The 15,369-nt window shown below is 53.2% G+C and carries 15 protein-coding genes; 9 read left to right on the top strand and 6 right to left on the bottom strand.

What is annotated here, in order from left to right; translation table 11 throughout:
- Positions 1-12: 12 nt before the first annotated feature.
- On the top strand, positions 13-1,362 hold the full coding sequence (locus tag NCN06_RS02590) for a S41 family peptidase (protein ID WP_226397673.1): 1,350 nt from the start codon (positions 13-15) through the stop codon (positions 1,360-1,362).
- Position 1,363: 1 nt separating this feature from the next.
- Here the strand turns inward: NCN06_RS02590 and NCN06_RS02585 are convergent, their stop codons facing one another.
- Positions 1,364-1,531 carry a hypothetical protein gene (locus tag NCN06_RS02585; RefSeq protein ID WP_006849887.1) on the bottom strand — a complete coding sequence of 56 codons (168 nt, stop codon included), beginning with the start codon at positions 1,529-1,531 and terminating at the stop codon, positions 1,364-1,366.
- 79 nt (positions 1,532-1,610) lie between these two features.
- The gene (mfd, locus tag NCN06_RS02580) at positions 1,611-5,189 is read right to left on the bottom strand and encodes a transcription-repair coupling factor (RefSeq protein WP_226397672.1); all 3,579 of its coding nucleotides are present in this window, start codon (positions 5,187-5,189) and stop codon (positions 1,611-1,613) included.
- A gap of 402 nt (positions 5,190-5,591) precedes the next feature.
- Here mfd and NCN06_RS02575 point away from each other — a divergent pair, with 402 nt between their 5' ends.
- Both NCN06_RS02575 and NCN06_RS12765 read left to right on the top strand, forming a co-directional pair.
- Positions 5,592-5,843 (top strand): hypothetical protein, encoded by a 252-nt coding sequence (locus NCN06_RS02575; RefSeq protein ID WP_226422593.1) that lies wholly within the window; start codon positions 5,592-5,594, stop codon positions 5,841-5,843.
- A 1,030-nt stretch (positions 5,844-6,873) separates the two neighbouring features.
- On the top strand, positions 6,874-7,008 hold the full coding sequence (locus tag NCN06_RS12765; RefSeq protein ID WP_255613917.1) for a hypothetical protein: 135 nt from the start codon (positions 6,874-6,876) through the stop codon (positions 7,006-7,008).
- A 92-nt stretch (positions 7,009-7,100) separates the two neighbouring features.
- On the opposite strand, the gene NCN06_RS02570 is transcribed toward NCN06_RS12765, so the two are convergent.
- Positions 7,101-7,607, bottom strand: coding sequence for a hypothetical protein (locus NCN06_RS02570; protein WP_226397670.1), 507 nt, complete (start codon positions 7,605-7,607; stop codon positions 7,101-7,103).
- 231 nt (positions 7,608-7,838) lie between these two features.
- Between NCN06_RS02570 and NCN06_RS02565 the strand changes: the two genes are divergently transcribed.
- Together NCN06_RS02565 and NCN06_RS02560 are read left to right on the top strand one after the other, a co-directional pair.
- On the top strand, positions 7,839-8,138 hold the full coding sequence (locus tag NCN06_RS02565; protein WP_226397669.1) for a hypothetical protein: 300 nt from the start codon (positions 7,839-7,841) through the stop codon (positions 8,136-8,138).
- Between the two features lie 272 nt (positions 8,139-8,410).
- Complete coding sequence (locus tag NCN06_RS02560; RefSeq protein WP_226397668.1) at positions 8,411-8,638, top strand: hypothetical protein; 228 nt, start codon at positions 8,411-8,413, stop codon at positions 8,636-8,638.
- A gap of 80 nt (positions 8,639-8,718) precedes the next feature.
- Here NCN06_RS02560 and NCN06_RS02555 read toward each other — a convergent pair whose 3' ends face one another.
- Complete coding sequence (locus NCN06_RS02555; protein WP_226397667.1) at positions 8,719-8,907, bottom strand: hypothetical protein; 189 nt, start codon at positions 8,905-8,907, stop codon at positions 8,719-8,721.
- Between the two features lie 111 nt (positions 8,908-9,018).
- On the opposite strand from NCN06_RS02555, the gene NCN06_RS02550 reads away from it, so the two are divergent.
- Complete coding sequence (locus NCN06_RS02550) at positions 9,019-9,183, top strand: hypothetical protein (RefSeq protein ID WP_226397666.1); 165 nt, start codon at positions 9,019-9,021, stop codon at positions 9,181-9,183.
- 2,652 nt (positions 9,184-11,835) lie between these two features.
- Here NCN06_RS02550 and NCN06_RS02545 read toward each other — a convergent pair.
- Positions 11,836-12,591 (bottom strand): hypothetical protein, encoded by a 756-nt coding sequence (locus NCN06_RS02545; protein WP_226397665.1) that lies wholly within the window; start codon positions 12,589-12,591, stop codon positions 11,836-11,838.
- Positions 12,592-12,629: 38 nt separating this feature from the next.
- Here NCN06_RS02545 and NCN06_RS02540 point away from each other — a divergent pair, with 38 nt between their 5' ends.
- The 3 genes from NCN06_RS02540 to NCN06_RS02530 are packed head-to-tail and all read left to right on the top strand — an operon-like array spanning position 12,630 to position 14,349.
- Positions 12,630-13,367 (top strand): DUF475 domain-containing protein, encoded by a 738-nt coding sequence (locus NCN06_RS02540; protein ID WP_226397664.1) that lies wholly within the window; start codon positions 12,630-12,632, stop codon positions 13,365-13,367.
- Positions 13,357-13,695: a DUF6464 family protein gene (locus NCN06_RS02535; RefSeq protein WP_115023158.1), complete on the top strand. Its 339-nt coding sequence runs from the start codon at positions 13,357-13,359 to the stop codon at positions 13,693-13,695. The genes NCN06_RS02540 and NCN06_RS02535 overlap by 11 nt, the downstream gene beginning before the upstream one ends.
- Before the next feature lie 3 nt (positions 13,696-13,698).
- Positions 13,699-14,349 carry a hypothetical protein gene (locus NCN06_RS02530; RefSeq protein WP_226397663.1) on the top strand — a complete coding sequence of 217 codons (651 nt, stop codon included), beginning with the start codon at positions 13,699-13,701 and terminating at the stop codon, positions 14,347-14,349.
- A gap of 1 nt (position 14,350) precedes the next feature.
- On the opposite strand, the gene fmt is transcribed toward NCN06_RS02530, so the two are convergent.
- Positions 14,351-15,367: a methionyl-tRNA formyltransferase gene (fmt, locus tag NCN06_RS02525; protein WP_226397662.1), complete on the bottom strand. Its 1,017-nt coding sequence runs from the start codon at positions 15,365-15,367 to the stop codon at positions 14,351-14,353.
- Between the last annotated feature and the right edge of the window lie 2 nt (positions 15,368-15,369).

Raw genomic sequence — 15,369 nt, 5'->3', positions numbered from 1 at the left:
CCCTGAGGGGACATGGTCCGGAGTCAGCGCCTGCGTTCCTTTGTTCGGTCGACTCCACTGCTCCTGATGCTCGGTGTCGGAGGAGTTGCCACAGCCATTGGCATCAGCTCTCCGGGGTTCTCCCTGCCATCGGCTTCCGGCGGGTCGATTCGTGACAGCCCCAAGGAGGTGATTGATCAGGTCTGGCAGATCGTCTATCGCGATTATTTGGATTCCACGGGCTCCTACGACGAGACGACTTGGCGTCAACTGCGCAGCGATCTGTTGAGCAAGTCCTATGGAGGCAGTGCTGATTCCTACGAGGCAATTCGTGGCATGTTGGCGAGCCTCGATGATCCCTACACGCGTTTTCTTGATCCGAAGGAGTTCAAGGAAATGCAGATTGACACTTCGGGAGAGCTGTTGGGTGTTGGCATCCAGCTCAGTCTCGACAAGGTCACCAAGGAGTTAATCGTTGTTTCTCCAATTGAGGGAACGCCTGCATCCCGTGCCGGGGTTCAGCCCAAGGATGTCATCGTTTCGATTGACGGTGCCTCCACGAAGGGCATGACCACCGAAGACGCTGTCAAGTTGATCCGTGGCCCAGAGGGGACCGATGTGGTGTTGGGACTCAGGCGCCAGGGTCAGGTTCTGAATGTGCCGCTGAAACGGGCGCGCATCGAGATTCATGCCGTGAAGTCCACGCTCAACACGGCCCCTAACGGCCGCAAGGTGGGCTACATCAGGCTTAAGCAGTTCAATGCAAACGCATCTCGTGAGATGCGAGAGGCCATCAAGGATCTTGAGTCTCAGGGAGCAGAGGGCTATGTGCTTGATCTGCGCAGCAACCCTGGCGGATTGCTTGAGGCCAGCGTCGATATTGCACGGCAATGGTTGAACGAGGGCACCATCGTCAGCACCCGCACTCGTGAAGGAATTCGCGATGTCAGGCGTGCGACGGGCAGCGCGATCACCGACAAGCCCCTTGTGGTGCTGATCGATCAGGGATCTGCCAGTGCCAGTGAAATTCTTTCCGGCGCACTTCAAGACAATTCCCGCGCTCAGCTCGTTGGTCAGACAACCTTCGGCAAAGGTCTTGTCCAAGCCGTGCGTGGCCTGGCGGACGGATCGGGCCTGACGGTCACAATCGCGAAATATCTAACGCCCAAAGGAACGGATATTCATAAGAACGGGATCCAGCCTGATATCGCTGCAGCGATGTCTGAAAAAGAAGTCAAAAATTTCTCGATTGATGATTTAGGAACTCAGAGGGACAGCCAATACAGAACTGCAGAAGGCACCCTGCTGAAGCAAATCAAAGCAATGAAGGCTGGCACTACATTCCAGCCAGGCAAAGCCAATCTGAGTTACGCCTTGCCGTAAATCAGGAGATTGGCTGCATTAAGCCACCACCGCCACCACCGTTGGAGTCGTCATCGTCGGACGCTCCAGGTTGGAACAGTGCATAGACACCGAGTGCAGTGGCACAGAAAACGCCGCTGATCAGTTCCAGAGAGACGCCACCGGCACCGATTTCGACGAATTCACCCATGTCCAACGGTTTTCGTTGCAGCCATTGTAACGAAGAATTGCGTGGTTGGTAACGTTTTTCTCAGAATTGACTTGAGGCCTCAGACCTCAACCACTTCCGCGTTCTTGGCACTCAGCTCCTCTTGGCGCTGCGCCTCGGTTTTGCCATCGGCATCGGGAATCTGGGCCGCCATCAATCGAAGCCACTCCATCAGCTGTTCGAGTTGCTTCTCCATGGGCAGCACTCCGAGACCACGGGCCATCACTTTGTGTTGGATGCCACTGCCGGCCTGATAAACCAAACGGCCGTGCAGGTGCTGGGGTAATCCCTGGCGTAGCAAGCGGAATGCCGGTTCTTCCATGGGGGTCTCGAACAGCACGTTGGGTTTTTCCGGTTTGATCCTCGAGAAGCCGCAGCGCTTCGCCAGAAGCTTGAGTTCCATCAACTGGAGAAGAGATACAACTGCAGCGGGCAGTGCCCCATAGCGATCGGCCCAACCCGCGGCAAGTTCCACGAGAGCTTCGGCCGTTAGGCAATCAGCAGCAGCTCGGTAGGCAGCGATTTTCTCGTCGGGGTCGGTGATCCAGTCGGCAGGTACGAAGGCGGTCACCGGAAGATCCACCTGGGTGTCATCAACACTTGGAATGTCCTGCCCCTGAATTTCGGCCAGCGATTCCTGCAGCATTTCCATGTAGAGATCAAAGCCGATGGTTTCCATCTGGCCGCTTTGCTGCACACCGAGCAGATTGCCCACCCCACGGATCTCCATATCCCTCATGGCGAGCTGATAGCCACTGCCTAGCTGGGCAAACTCTTGGATGGCGCGCAGTCGTTGACGGGCGTTATCGCTCAGCGAGGCGTTTCCGGGATAAAACAGCCAAGCGTGGGCCTGAATTCCACTGCGACCAACGCGGCCCCGCAGTTGATACAGCTGGGCCAAGCCAAAACGGTGTGCGTCCTCAATCAGGATTGTGTTGACGCGAGGGATATCCAGGCCACTTTCAACAATGGTGGTGCAAAGCATCACATCGGCTTCGCCGGCATTGAAAGCCACCATGGCGCTTTCCAGCTCGCCTTCGGCCATCTGGCCATGGGCCACCAGCAGTTTCAGGCCCGGCAGCATGTCTCTTAGGCCAGCGGCCACCTCTTCGATTCCTTCCACACGGGGAACCACGTAAAACACCTGTCCCCCTCGATCCAATTCCTGGCGGATGGCGCTACGTACGGCTTCAGGATCGAGTGAGGCCAAGTGCGTTTTGATCGGGCGACGCAATGGTGGTGGCGTCGTGATCAGGCTCATCTCCCGAACCCCCGAAAGACTCATGTACAGCGTTCTGGGGATTGGCGTTGCCGACAACGTGAGAACGTCCACGTCCTTCCGCAACACTTTGATTTTTTCCTTCTGGTTGACCCCGAAACGCTGTTCTTCGTCCACCACAAGTAGGCCTAGTTGTTGGAAGGCGGCTCCTTTGCTCAACAACTGATGCGTTCCCACCACCGCATCGATGGTTCCTTGCTTGAGTCCGTCCAGAATGTTTTTTCGCTCCGATGCTGTGCGGAAGCGATTCAACAGCGCCACCTTGATCGGATAGGGCGCAAAGCGTTCCGACAACGTCCGCCAATGCTGTTGGGCTAACACCGTTGTCGGTGCCAGCATTGCCACCTGCTTCCCGGCGGTGATTGCCTTGAAGATTGCGCGGATAGCGACTTCCGTCTTGCCGAAGCCAACATCACCACACACAAGCCGGTCCATCGGCTCCTCTTTCTCCATGTCCCGTTTCACGTCGGATGTGGCTTTCAGCTGATCTGGCGTTGGTTCGTAGGGAAATGAGTCCTCCATCTCCACTTGCCAGGGGCCATCTGTTGGGAACGCAAAACCAGCTGCTTGCTGTCGTTCCGCGTACAGCTTCACCAGGTCAAGGGCAACCTTGCGAACCGCCTTCTTCGCCCGTTCCTTGGCTTTGTTCCAGGCACTGCCACCCATGCGGTTGAGCTGAGGCGGCGTTTCACTTGTGGCGCGATATCGACCAAGGCTCCCCAGTTGATCGGCTGCGACGCGGAGAATTCCGTCGGCGTACTGAACCACGAGGTAGTCGCGAATGTCACCGGACATCGCAAGTTTTTCCAGAGCTTTGAACCGTCCAATTCCATGGTTCCGGTGCACAACAAAATCCCCGGGTCGCATCTTGTTGGGGTCGACGGTGCGGCTGGCCGCCTTGCGTCGACGACGGACGTACCCACTCGAACTCAGACTTTGCTGCCCGAAGAATTCACGGTCTGTCACCAGTGCAATCCGCCAAGCCGGCAGTTGCAGCCCCTCCAGTTCTGCAGTCCCCCTCACTTTCAAAGCAACGGGTGTGTTCTGCTCAATCAGTCGCGAGATGGCGTTGGTATCTCCCGCGTTTGGAACAAACCGACTGATGCAGTCGTGCTCTTCCAGCAAGGCAACAGCTCGACTTGGCTGAGCGGAGATCAACCACACAGCTGTGCGTTCGGTCTGAAATCCCTTGATCAGTTCTCCGAGCTTCCCGAATTGGTTGGGATAGGCCGGGACAGGTCGGCTGGCCAGATCGAAGCTGTTGGGGTGCTGGTCGACCTCCAGCAGTTCTGCCATGTCGAAGCCATGGAAGACCTCGGTCAACCCATAGGCGGCGTCGATGTTGCGATGCAGAACTGCAGGCCAGATCTGTTCGCACTCGGATTGATCGAGACCTGCCTCAGCAGCCATTTCAAGGTGATGCTCTTCAACGTGGGCAAGCCACTGCTGGCCGTGGGCTACTCCATGGCGACGTTCATCAATGACGATTGTTGTGGTGTCGGGGATGTAGTCGAGCAGGGAGGCTGGTTGCTCCCAAGCCAGGCCCATCAGCCGACGCATGCCTTCCGGCGTGCCACCGTCAAGAAGTTGTTCTGTGGCTTGATCCCCGAGGAGTCGCTCCAATCCATCAGGCATCAACGTGCGCAGCTGATCGGCTACAAGTGGTCCGAACCCCGTTGGAGTCAGTCGAAGAGCATCGACTGAATCAAGTGACCGTTGGCTTGCTGGGTCAAATTCACGCAGCTTGTCGAGTTCTTCGCCGAAAAACTCAAGCCGAACAGGCAGCTCACTGCTCACCGGAAAGATATCGACAATGTCGCCCCGACGGCTCCAGCTTCCTTCCTGCTCGATTGTTGTGACTCTCTCGTAGCCGAGCTGGGCCAACGTTTCGCCCAGCTCTTCCAGATCGACTTCATCGCCCTTACGAAGCGTGCGAGTCGTGCTCTTCAACGCATCTGGAGGTGGGAGATGCGGCTGGAGACAGCGTTCCGTTGCCACGATTGCCCATGACGATGCATCGGGATCACCCAACAGATCACTGAGAACTTGGAGTTGTCCCCAGATGATTTCGCTTGTGGGATCAAAGGGTTCGTAGGGAGAACCTTCGCTGGTGGGATACAGGCTTGCCTGGTTCCAGCCCATCAACTCCAGCAGTGCCGTCCAACGCCCTGCTTCCTCCAGCGTCGGGACCACCACCAGTAGAGGCGTGCCTCGACGTTGGGCGAGTGCACTGGAGACCAGTGCACGGCTGCAACGGCCTGCTCCGCGCATCAACAGACGATCGGCGCGGCTGGAGCGCTCATCGAGCTCACCGGTGAGTGCAGTTTCCCGCAACTTGGTCACCAGAGAACGCAGCGGCATGGAGGAGATTTCGGCAATCACCGATTTTCGCAATCCACAGGTGTCAAGTGAGGTTCGAGCTGAAAGCCAACCAGCTGTCCCTACAACAACCCAGCAAGCGAACCGTTAGGTGCATTCCCGTTCCCCTCGTCTCGTCTCTAAACGAGAGCCTCCTGTCAGCCCTACTGATTATTTGCAATGAGTTCAGGCTTAGAAGCACAGAGGCGAGATCAGTCTTCTAGCGATTTGAGGCTTGAAATTAAAACTCAAATATCACCCTGAAGCTCTTGATTTCTTTTTAATGGGAACTCTTCAATAATCTCAAAAGATGCTTTGAGTGCGTCTAATGATCCCCGTAAAAGCAACGAAAGCTACATGCAGCGGCCTGTTCAAATCTAGTTTTTAATCGGTATACCTACAACAATGACCAAGCACACTGACCGCATCACTCGCGTCACGAGTGCTCACCCTGAGGTTGACATCAATACTTTTCGAAAGCTTTTGGTTTCAAAGTACTTATTGGCAGCTAAAGACATTGATAATAATGTCGAGGATCTAAATCTAATCATGGAAGAGTTTACTGAGCTGTTGATTAAATCGGACGACCAACAGATTGAAGCACTCGCTGGTTGGACGTGGGACCTTGAGCCAGGAAGCAGTTTTCGCGCCATGTAGTTGATCTATAAAGCCAGCCGTACTGGGCCGCCGATGAGGGATGCCTGTCGGGTACGGCGCTCCTGTTAAAAGCTGTACTGCTCCGTTCCTTCATGTCTGATCAGGTCACTTTGTGGTCTATGCAGAAGAACGGAGTAACAAGGGTGGGGACGAGAGGATGGGGCAACTTCGCTTTGGGAGGGTGGCGCAGGTGAACCGAAGGAGAATTCTCTCCTTCAAGTGCTGACGTCGCCACCGGCATCATGCGATGGATCAATGCCGATGAGGTGACGGATCTGATCTGGTTAATGGGTGGGTGGCCTGAAAGCGTCACGGTTGAGGAGAAGTTTTGTCAGGCTGAATTGCCCGACTAGCACCTGTTCATGGCGACTGACCTCACAGCCGTCCTGCTCTCGTCAGTGTTCCTTGGGGTTGGCTTTGTTATCGCTAAGTACTTTCCCGAAGCCTCCCTGTTGGCAGGCGTGTTCCTGGTAGGGCTAGCAGTTCTCAATGTCGCCTTGGCTATTGTGTCTTGATCGGTCCGACGGATGACACTCAATCACCACCAATGGCGCAGGCTTAGGCACAAGAGCACAGATCATCCATGGCCGATCAGAATTAATTGGTTGACTAGGTCGTCGCCATCTAGCTGAATACCAACCCAGTCGGCACTCACTAGTTTCACAATTTAGTGATTTTGCTGCAACTACAAAGTTTATGGCAAGTACTCCCTATTCAATCAATAAGATGCGATCAGCTACGTTCCACCGGTCGATGCCGCGCTATCGCTGCCCGTCTTGCTGTTGTGGTCCAGCGCTTGTGCTGCACCCTCCGAAGGGGGTTATTCCGTTTTGTTCCAGCTGCGCGACTCCTTTACAGCGTCAACCACTGGTACGTCCGATCCCTTTGTTTGTGCTGCTGACTGTGGGAGCAGTACTCGTCGCGTCATCCATACCCATCATGTTCAATCCCCAACCACCTCCGAGATCCAAATCAGAGAAGCTGGCCTAGCGCCTGGTTTTCGGTTCAATACGGAAGTAATGGTGCATTCATGACCCTCGGCCGTTTTCTGATCTTTTTTGTGGTCGGGCTTGTGTTCGCAATCACGATTCCCCAGCTGAGCTGGCTCTATTGGGTTCTGGGAGCTTCTGCACTGTTGGTTGTATTCCAACTGATCCGCTCCTGACTTGCAGGAGCCCTCTGGTCGTCTGAGAAACCGCGAGGCAGCGCTGGACGAAGCTTCGGAGCTCTGGCTTGAGTCCAGAGGTTCGATTTAGCTCAAGACAACCAGCAAGCGTCGACTGAGAAGGTCAGAACGTCATGGGCATCACGATCATGAGCCTTTGTGATCGCAATGCAGGCCAATTGGCCCTCGTCAAAGCAGGATTTCGACTTGAGCACAAATTTTGCGGCGTCACTGTGGGACCAAACCGCTAAGCCCTGTTGTTGTGTTTCATCGTTGTAAATGTCCCAAAGATCAGCGAACCGTTCTGCTTCTGAACCATGCATAAACTCATCAAGAGCTTCATCTGCACCAACCTCACGGAACCGCTCAAGAAATGAGCGCATCAATGGATCGTCGATGACGTTGCTTGTGGCTATCGCACCAGTAATGCCCCGAACAGATGTTCGGACGATTCGATGCGGTTTGGTACGGGCGTCGATGATGACGATAGGGCACTGCAGATCCCAAGCACTTCGATTCTTGAGTTCGCGCCCTGCTTCGGACATATCGTCCCGAAGCGCACTGATCAACTGCCGGACAAGATGGTCGTGGTCTTCCATGATTTACTGTATCGTCAAGTACTCCTTGAAACATGAATAAGGTAACGATTGAAAACATTGAGATCCTGAATGAAGACTTAGGGCCGAACATGAATTGACAAACTACTTCCAAAAGTGACTGCTGATACAGCTCTTGGCACTGATCACAACGAAAAGATTGTGATCAGCTTCATTGCAGCCTCGCAATAGCCTGACATCACTGATTATCAGCTCCTTCGATTGTATTCCAATATGCGTGCTTCAGTTGGATTCAGACTCACCTTCTCGAATGTTATTGTTTTATCACTGATGTTGTTCAGTGATCAATCACTGGTCCATGCTGGACCCTGCCAAAGTTATGAAGCAGCTTACAATCTAGAGGTAAAATTGCGTGAAGGCTTTTCGTTAGAGCAAGCAAAAGATAGTGTTATCGAGCAGGATTACTCAGATGGTTCTGCTGCATGTTTTTCGAAAATCAAGCAAGAAATTAAACAAATGCCTTACGCTTTTCCCCTCGTTCATCGCGCTCTGTATAAGACAACTCGTCGATAATGTCTCCTAGGCTTAAGCGCCCATCTTCATGTCCTGAATCAGATTCAATCAGTCAACAGAAAATGGTTAAAACAGTCCTGATCACTAGCCACGAAGATTTAAGGCATATGTGCTCTTATGCTTCGATCTTAAGTAGAGACAAAGCAATGAACGAACCACTTTAAATATTCTCTGCTGATGAGTTGCTTGCGAGGTGCTGAACGGGATTTGTTTTAGTCAACGCATGAGGTATAATAAGACCACACGTTGTAAAGACCATTACAGAGTCGACAGTGCCAAAAACGATTGACCAGAAATCCAAGCACCTCGAGAAGGCTGCCGAGTTCTATCTTCGGGCTAAAGAGTTGATTGAAGTGAATGAAGACTGGCAGTCTTGCGGGTCTATGATTCTCAAGGCTCTTGCTGAAGAAAGAAAGTCTGAAAATACCGGTCTTCAGGTTATGAACGTTATTAAGTATCAAAAACCCAAGACCAAGCTTGAGTTTAGCTTCCGCAGTTGACATCTTCTTTCCAACAGCTTTGTTGCGAGGAGCTTCCTCGGTAACTACATCCTAAAGACACTGCTTGCGATAAAACTTCTTCAGTGCCAGATCTGATCACTGAAGCTGGCTTCTGCCAAAGCACGAAAAACTTCTTGCTTTTTTTCCAAAAGGAACTGCTGTTCTGCAGGGTCACCGCCACGCCAGTACGTCAGGGCATCACATGTGGTTTTGTATTCCAATCGCAATGCGGTGAGGTCATAGGAGAAGTGCGCAATCGCATGATCCATAGGACTCAAGCTTTTTTATATGTTACAGAAGGAGTCAAGTGCTTGACGTATCAACTGATGCCGTCGTAATGGGGCGCTTTGATGTAGGTTTGTCTTGGTTGTCGATCCGCCTTGACGCTTCCGCTTCACCAGCAATTTGAAAAGCAGAAATTTGCTGCGGCAATTGAATCAGCTTCCGATCTTGATGAGATCAAAGGAGTCGCTGCCATGCTGCTGAATCTTTATTACCAGCAGTTCTCCGCAACGATCGATATTGCTGAAGGAAAATTGGGCTGAGATTGCATGTACCGACAAGTTTTTCCTGTCTTCAGTCGTATTCCTGACATGTAATATCGAATCAAGTAAAGCTATTCAACATGCAAACTTTGCATGTTTTTATTGAGTCTCTCTTGTGGATCAGAAATACCTCTTGAGTTCGTCAAAGATAAGCTTCATATTTATGGTATGAATTCAAGCTCTGTGTTGTAGGCCACTGACAGGGGCCACAGACAGAAGCCACAGACACGGGCCATCTCCCCCTTCAGGAACGAAGCAGGGGAAATGGCCGGAATGCGCAGAGTTTTAGACGATTCACTCTGCCGCAATCGGCATGGACGCCGTATCTGTCCCTGCCGCAAACCTGTTTTAAGTCAGTGAATTGGAACCTTCCTGAGTCCAATTGCTTATTTTTAGTTGAAGAAGCCATGGTATTTGAGTGATCCAAGAGTGTGCTTGTCCAGAAGCATGTCGTTTTACATAAATCTCAGTAGAGGACTGACTTAGTGACGGCTTGAGCAGTTGTTTCGCTGAATCGCCGAGGCTCTATTAAGACAAGCAATGGCTTGCTCGCGCGCTTTAGCGCTACTACAAAGCGTTGCAGCGCAGCGGGTTGCCGACAAGCAGAGCTAGGCCTTCAACCTGTTTTACAGTTAGTTTTGCGTTGATTGGCTGTGAAGACGCAATAAAAAACCCAGGCTTTGAGCGTTGGCCTGGGTCTGGGGTGGTTGAAACCTCTTAGTTTTAAAACCGCTCTGCATGTATTTCGTGAGCGATGGCTGAGAGTTCAGCTTTCGAATTTGATGCGGCTTTGGCCGAGAAACAGTGCATGTTGTGTGGCCGACGGTGATGCATCACCGGAGCGATTCGGCCACTTGAGTAGCTTGATCGCCCAGGCAGTGTCTTGCGATACACCACCAAATTTCTTAAGGAAGAATGGACTTGACCTCGGTCGAAGCCGAGGCCAAATCGCTGCTCTCGTCGGGCATCGCTCTGCCCGGCTTTCGGGTCCATCTAGCGACCCGACGACTCGATGATGGGCCGAAAAGTGCGTGGGTGTAGTGCCGCAGTGAGCACTTTCCCGAGATCCACAAAATGTCGGCTTGTTCCGAGATTTCTGATAGGCCTAGTTGGTATAGGCGTGCCAATGCTGCCGCTTCTTTACCACGTCAACTGGATCTCTCCTCCGTGCGGCCCCTGGAAGGAGACACTCCCTGACTTGTTCCGAGGTTCGTAGTAGGGGCCCCATTCGACGGGTCTGCGGCCTGTCCACCAGGTCCCATTCCTTACGCAGCGACCATTCCCTGCGAAGTGATAACCAATGGCACACACGTAGTGATCATGCTTGTGCTGTTGGTTGCAATAGCCAGCGCCAAGAGCTGGTCCTGTCTGAATCCAATGCCCCCCCCCGAACCGCAATTTTGAGCGGCATGGGCAGGCTGAGCTCCGATTGAAACAGCTTGAACGGCTGCCGAGGCGGCCACGAATGCTGAACGTCGTCCAAGCATGAGGCTGGAATCAATTGTTCCCACCCTGCTCAGGTCTAACTCTCTTGCCAGTGACCAAACCAAGCCTGATCCAGCTTCTAGCTGAGTGAACACCTGTGCGATGCCAGCAGACCAACGCTTGACCCGTCGATCGGACCGTTCGTGATGAAGATCATCGCCCCAGTCACTGTCGATCAGTGCAGATAGGTATGGCGTTCACTCCGCAGATAACGACACCCACAACGGATGACGGAGGACGTCATCGACGTTGCTGGAGTAGATCGTCGAGGTCCACGTTGCGTGTTGGCTAGCGGTCATTACCGTCTGCTTCACGTCGGCGACACAGGGACGAACCAATCGTGGTTCATAAGCGTGCTTCTGTGTGATCTCGGAGGCTGATGAGTCAATTGTTTCGATGCGCTGAGCGTCGGTTTCCCCAGCAGCCTGTCGGTCCCTGTAAGTCGCTGTCGCTACACCTCCTAATCAATAAGTGCATCTATTGCGTCGCTATGTGTTAATCGTATGCTTTAAGTAAAGCCTGTGACTTGGCGGCTTTTTTCTGCTTCTCAAACAGAGTGCAATATCAGATGTCTATGCGTGCGAAGAAATTGGGGAGTTTCATCAAAGCGGCTTAGGAGAATTTAATCTTTAATCAAAACGTTGTTTGAACTTTGCTTTCATTCATTGGTCAGCCTGTTCATGCGGATTACGCATACTCCTCGCCAATGTTCTCTAAAAATGACTCTTGCCAGTCATTATTTGATGGTCAGGAGCACGTTGTCCTGAAAGCCGGGTAGAGCGAGGCCCGACGAGAAGTGTTGAACCGTCTAATTTCCCGTGTGGATTGGGCGGTTGCTTCTTTTGAGCTCATCGGCTGCCTAGACCGCTTCGCTGCTGCCAGTGCGTACGAACTAATGTCTTCGTGGCGTCGGCCGATAATTTCGTTGTCAGGCTTCATTTTCCACAGCAAAAATTAGTATCCAATTCTTGTCTGTGAAAGCAGGAATGATGGACATCCGCGCCGATCTTTTCACCCACAGCGTTCCAAGCAGTTAGGGCTAAGCCGGGTGATCCACATCAACAGCGTGGAGTTCATAGCAACGTTCTACCCATGCCCAACACCGGTGGAGCAGAAGACCCTCAAAAGTCAGTCATAGGTAGCAGTCGAAGGCTGACAACTCGGTAATTACGATGACTTGAGTGTCTGCTCCTCCAAGAGCATGTTGAATTGAAGCAGCTGTTCATCACTGAGCTGTTGTCGACTTGTCGAGCCGAGATGTTGTTGAAGAAATGCACGGGCCTGATCTGAGTTCCAGCCAAGCTGCTTCAACATCGAATCTCCCTGGTTCAGCAAGTCTCCACGGCGGATTGGCGCCGGGGCGGTGGAGGCATCATCGTTAGCTTGAATCAACTTGAGCTGTCGCAAATAGGCCACCAAATCGGCGTAGCGCGTGAGTTTGTGGCGGCTGCCAAGGCCAAATGCTCGCGTGAGGTACGCCTGCTCTTGCTCTCGCGTCCAACCGATGCGTCTGATTTCGAGGTCGATGGCGGTGAGCTCGTCGCTCCAATCGTCAGGATCCGTCGGTGTTTCCGAAGGTGGATCTTGGGTGTTGGAAATCTGTGGAGCGGCAGAGGGAGCAGGAGCAACAGGCTCTTGCGCCTCAATCTTCCGTGGCCGCTCTACTGCAACATCCTCTACCGCGAGATGGTCTGCTGCCTTTGAGCTTGAGTTGTCTTGGGGACTGACAGCAACCTGTTCCAGCCGTTGTGGAGGACTGATCTGAAGCCTGGTGTTGAGACGTTGTAACGCCCTTTCCTCAGCTTCTTCAGCCGTGGCTGCTTCGCCAAGGGCGCTGCCCAAAACAGCCCCGTCAGTTGATGCCTCAACCCTCACGATGCATCGGAGGGTATCGACGTGACACAGCTCGGCCCGGATCTGCATCGCAATGGAACAGCGCTTGCACTTTCTAGGCTGCCGCCATGGACATCACTTCGCTCCCCTCGCTTTCGGATTTCTTTGAAGGTGCCGACCAATGGGGAGAGATTTTTGCTCTACTCCCTGTGCTGGTGCTCCTGGAGCTGATCCTTTCGGCTGACAATGCCGTCGCTCTTGCTGCCATTGCCCGTAGCAGTCGTCAGCCAGAGCAAGAGCGACTGGCGCTCAACCTGGGTATTGGCATGGCTCTGGTGTTGCGAATCGCCCTGATCGTTGTCGCCCAATGGGTTTTGCAAAATACGTGGGTTCAGCTCTTCGCCGCTGCGTATCTCGTTTGGCTTGTGGTGGATCACTTCAAAAGCCGGTCGGACGATTCGGCCTCTGCTTCGGATGCCAATGGATCTGATCGCAGTGAACGTCCCTTTCTCAAGACCGTTCTGCTTCTGGCCTTCACTGATCTTGCCTTCTCCATCGACAGTGTCGCCGCAGCGGTGGCAATCAGTGATCAAATCCTGCTGATCAGTGCAGGAGCCTTTATCGGGATCGTGGCTTTGCGCTTCACGTCCGCCCTATTCATTCGCTGGCTTGACCTGTACCCGCGCCTTGAAACAGCTGGTTTCCTTGCCGTTGCTTTCGTTGCCTTTAGGTTGATCGTTCACGTCATCGTTCCAGACTTGAATCAACCCGATTGGTTAACGCTTCTGGTTGTGTTGGTTTTGTTTGCTTGGGGAATGTCAATTCGAACCAGTGATCTCGATCAAGACGAAAGCCATGCTTGTTGAGCTTCGCCACGTCAGTGGTGATTATTTAATCAACCGCGTTGATCTTGCAGACCCACCACACCCTGGACGATGGCTCGTCGTCAAGGATGAATCATTCCTAGTGATGCAACGTCGCCACCGCTACGCCCTACGCAACGGGCGCTATGTCATGGCGTCAGTAGCCTTAATGGTCAAACCTCAGTCTCGGCCTGCTGATGCAACGCCCTGGCGACACGGCTGGGTCATCGGCGACCCAAACTGTCGTTTCAATGCCCGCAGCCCTTTGTTGCGCTGTGCTGTGTGGCCCGAGGGACCCTGTGAAAGCTGCAGTCATCATGAACTTCGTTGACCAATGAACGCTGAATGGCTCACTGGGCGTCTCTGCGCTGGTCATGGTGTCGCTTCCGGAACAAGCAACGAATCTCCTTATCCGGATGGAACGATTCGAATGCAAACTCCTGTATTCATGGCATTGGGTCTCGACCTAACTAACTGTTACTTCGGCACGTTGAATGTTGACTTTTCACCCCTAGAAGTTTCACTTTCGAATCCAGATCACCTGTTCGAGAAAGTTCGGTGGACAGAGCTCCATCCTCCTGAAACGTTCTCGTTCTGGAGTGTGCAAATCAAGGCACGAGAAGCTGAGGTTGTCGGGGGATGGATTTATTACCCCCATCCCGAAACAAAACAACGCCACTGGCAACCTCCAACAACATTGGAGCTGATCGCACCTCGATTGACTGGCGTGAATGAAGGCTGCACAATTCATCTTCACGATGAACGCAGACGTATCAAACTCGTGAACACGATTCGGCTTCGTGCACGGTTGCTTGAATTTCTCAAATTTAGAGTTCTTGCGTCTCAGCAAACATTCTTTGAGGCCGACAGCCTTGTGAAACGGCAGCAATGGCTTTCCAGTATTTTCCCCGAAGCCCTTCAACTTTCCGAACAGGATCTTGATCAGGTCTGGACTCAAGCGCGTTCGTTGTACACGGAATCCTGAATCAATCCACGTCGAAGCGATCTCCTCTGGTGGCCTTGAGTTGCTGCAATAAAACTGGCGCTGTACTGCGTGCCTTACCTTCAAGCTGAGCTTCGCGAATCAAAAGAGGACAGCCGGAACTGCTGACCACCAGGCCCTGATCCTCAAGCACCGCCAGGATTGTCCCTGGTACATGTCCACCGGTGGGCCATTGGCCCACAAGTTGGCGGCTGTTTGTGCTGAGTTGATCCTTCAACCGTTCGATCAACGGTTCACAGCGCAACACTTTCAGCCGTTTGCCTTGCCAATGGGTGAAGGCTCCGGGATAGAGCCCCATCACTTTGCGGTGAATGCTTAGAGCAGGGGCTGACCAATCCAACCTGAAATCCTGCTTCTCCAGCATGCGTGCATAGCTCGACTCCTCTGCCTGAGCACGCACCTTCAGCCTTGCCAATCTCTCTTGCTCTCTTCCTGGACCTGCCGCTTCAATCAATGGCATGGCCTGCACCATCAACTCTGCAGTGAGGGAACTCAGCCGTTCAGCCAGATCGATGGAGGTATCCAGCAGGTGGATCGGAATCCTCTGCTCGAGGAGTACAGGTCCGGTGTCGAGTCCTTCTTCCATGGCCATGATCCCCACACCTGTTTCCTCGTCACCCTCAAGCAGGGCCCATTGAATTGGACCAGCACCCCGCCAGCGGGGCAGAAGTGATCCGTGACCGTTCCAGCAACCCAGGGGAGGTTGCTGCAAAACATCCTTGGGGAGAATTTGTCCGAAGGCGACCACCACTGAGGCATCGGCTCCGAGAGCAGCAAGTTCCTCCTTGCAATCTTCATCCCGTCGGATCCGTACCGGTGTGAACACCGGAAGTGACAGCTGTTCAGCCCTCGCTTTCACCGGTGATGGAACCAGTTGCTTCCCGCGACCACGCCGCCGATCCGGCTGTGTCACGACTCCCACAATCGTGTGACCAGCCTTATGCAAGGCATCAAGGGTGGGCACCGCATAGGCCGGTGTTCCCCAGAACAGAATCCTCAACG

The sequence above is a fragment of the Synechococcus sp. MU1648 genome, assembly GCF_023630615.1.
Lineage (GTDB): Bacteria > Cyanobacteriota > Cyanobacteriia > PCC-6307 > Cyanobiaceae > Parasynechococcus.
The sequence above is the reverse complement of the archived record's forward strand: the minus strand, read 5'-3'. Positions and strand labels throughout refer to the sequence as shown.

What these genes read in the sequence shown, in the direction of transcription:
- NCN06_RS02535 (WP_115023158.1), top strand. Translation starts at nt 13,357, where the DNA reads ATGCTTGTTGAGCTTCGCCACGTCAGTGGTGATTATTTAATCAACCGC.
- NCN06_RS02565 (WP_226397669.1), top strand. Translation starts at nt 7,839, where the DNA reads ATGCGTGCTTCAGTTGGATTCAGACTCACCTTCTCGAATGTTATTGTT.
- NCN06_RS02530 (WP_226397663.1), top strand. Translation starts at nt 13,699, where the DNA reads ATGAACGCTGAATGGCTCACTGGGCGTCTCTGCGCTGGTCATGGTGTC.
- mfd (WP_226397672.1), bottom strand. Translation starts at nt 5,189, where the DNA reads ATGCCGCTGCGTTCTCTGGTGACCAAGTTGCGGGAAACTGCACTCACC.
- NCN06_RS02545 (WP_226397665.1), bottom strand. Translation starts at nt 12,591, where the DNA reads ATGCAGATCCGGGCCGAGCTGTGTCACGTCGATACCCTCCGATGCATC.
- NCN06_RS12765 (WP_255613917.1), top strand. Translation starts at nt 6,874, where the DNA reads ATGACCCTCGGCCGTTTTCTGATCTTTTTTGTGGTCGGGCTTGTGTTC.
- NCN06_RS02585 (WP_006849887.1), bottom strand. Translation starts at nt 1,531, where the DNA reads ATGGGTGAATTCGTCGAAATCGGTGCCGGTGGCGTCTCTCTGGAACTG.
- NCN06_RS02540 (WP_226397664.1), top strand. Translation starts at nt 12,630, where the DNA reads ATGGACATCACTTCGCTCCCCTCGCTTTCGGATTTCTTTGAAGGTGCC.
- NCN06_RS02575 (WP_226422593.1), top strand. Translation starts at nt 5,592, where the DNA reads ATGACCAAGCACACTGACCGCATCACTCGCGTCACGAGTGCTCACCCT.
- NCN06_RS02555 (WP_226397667.1), bottom strand. Translation starts at nt 8,907, where the DNA reads ATGGATCATGCGATTGCGCACTTCTCCTATGACCTCACCGCATTGCGA.
- NCN06_RS02570 (WP_226397670.1), bottom strand. Translation starts at nt 7,607, where the DNA reads ATGGAAGACCACGACCATCTTGTCCGGCAGTTGATCAGTGCGCTTCGG.
- NCN06_RS02590 (WP_226397673.1), top strand. Translation starts at nt 13, where the DNA reads ATGGTCCGGAGTCAGCGCCTGCGTTCCTTTGTTCGGTCGACTCCACTG.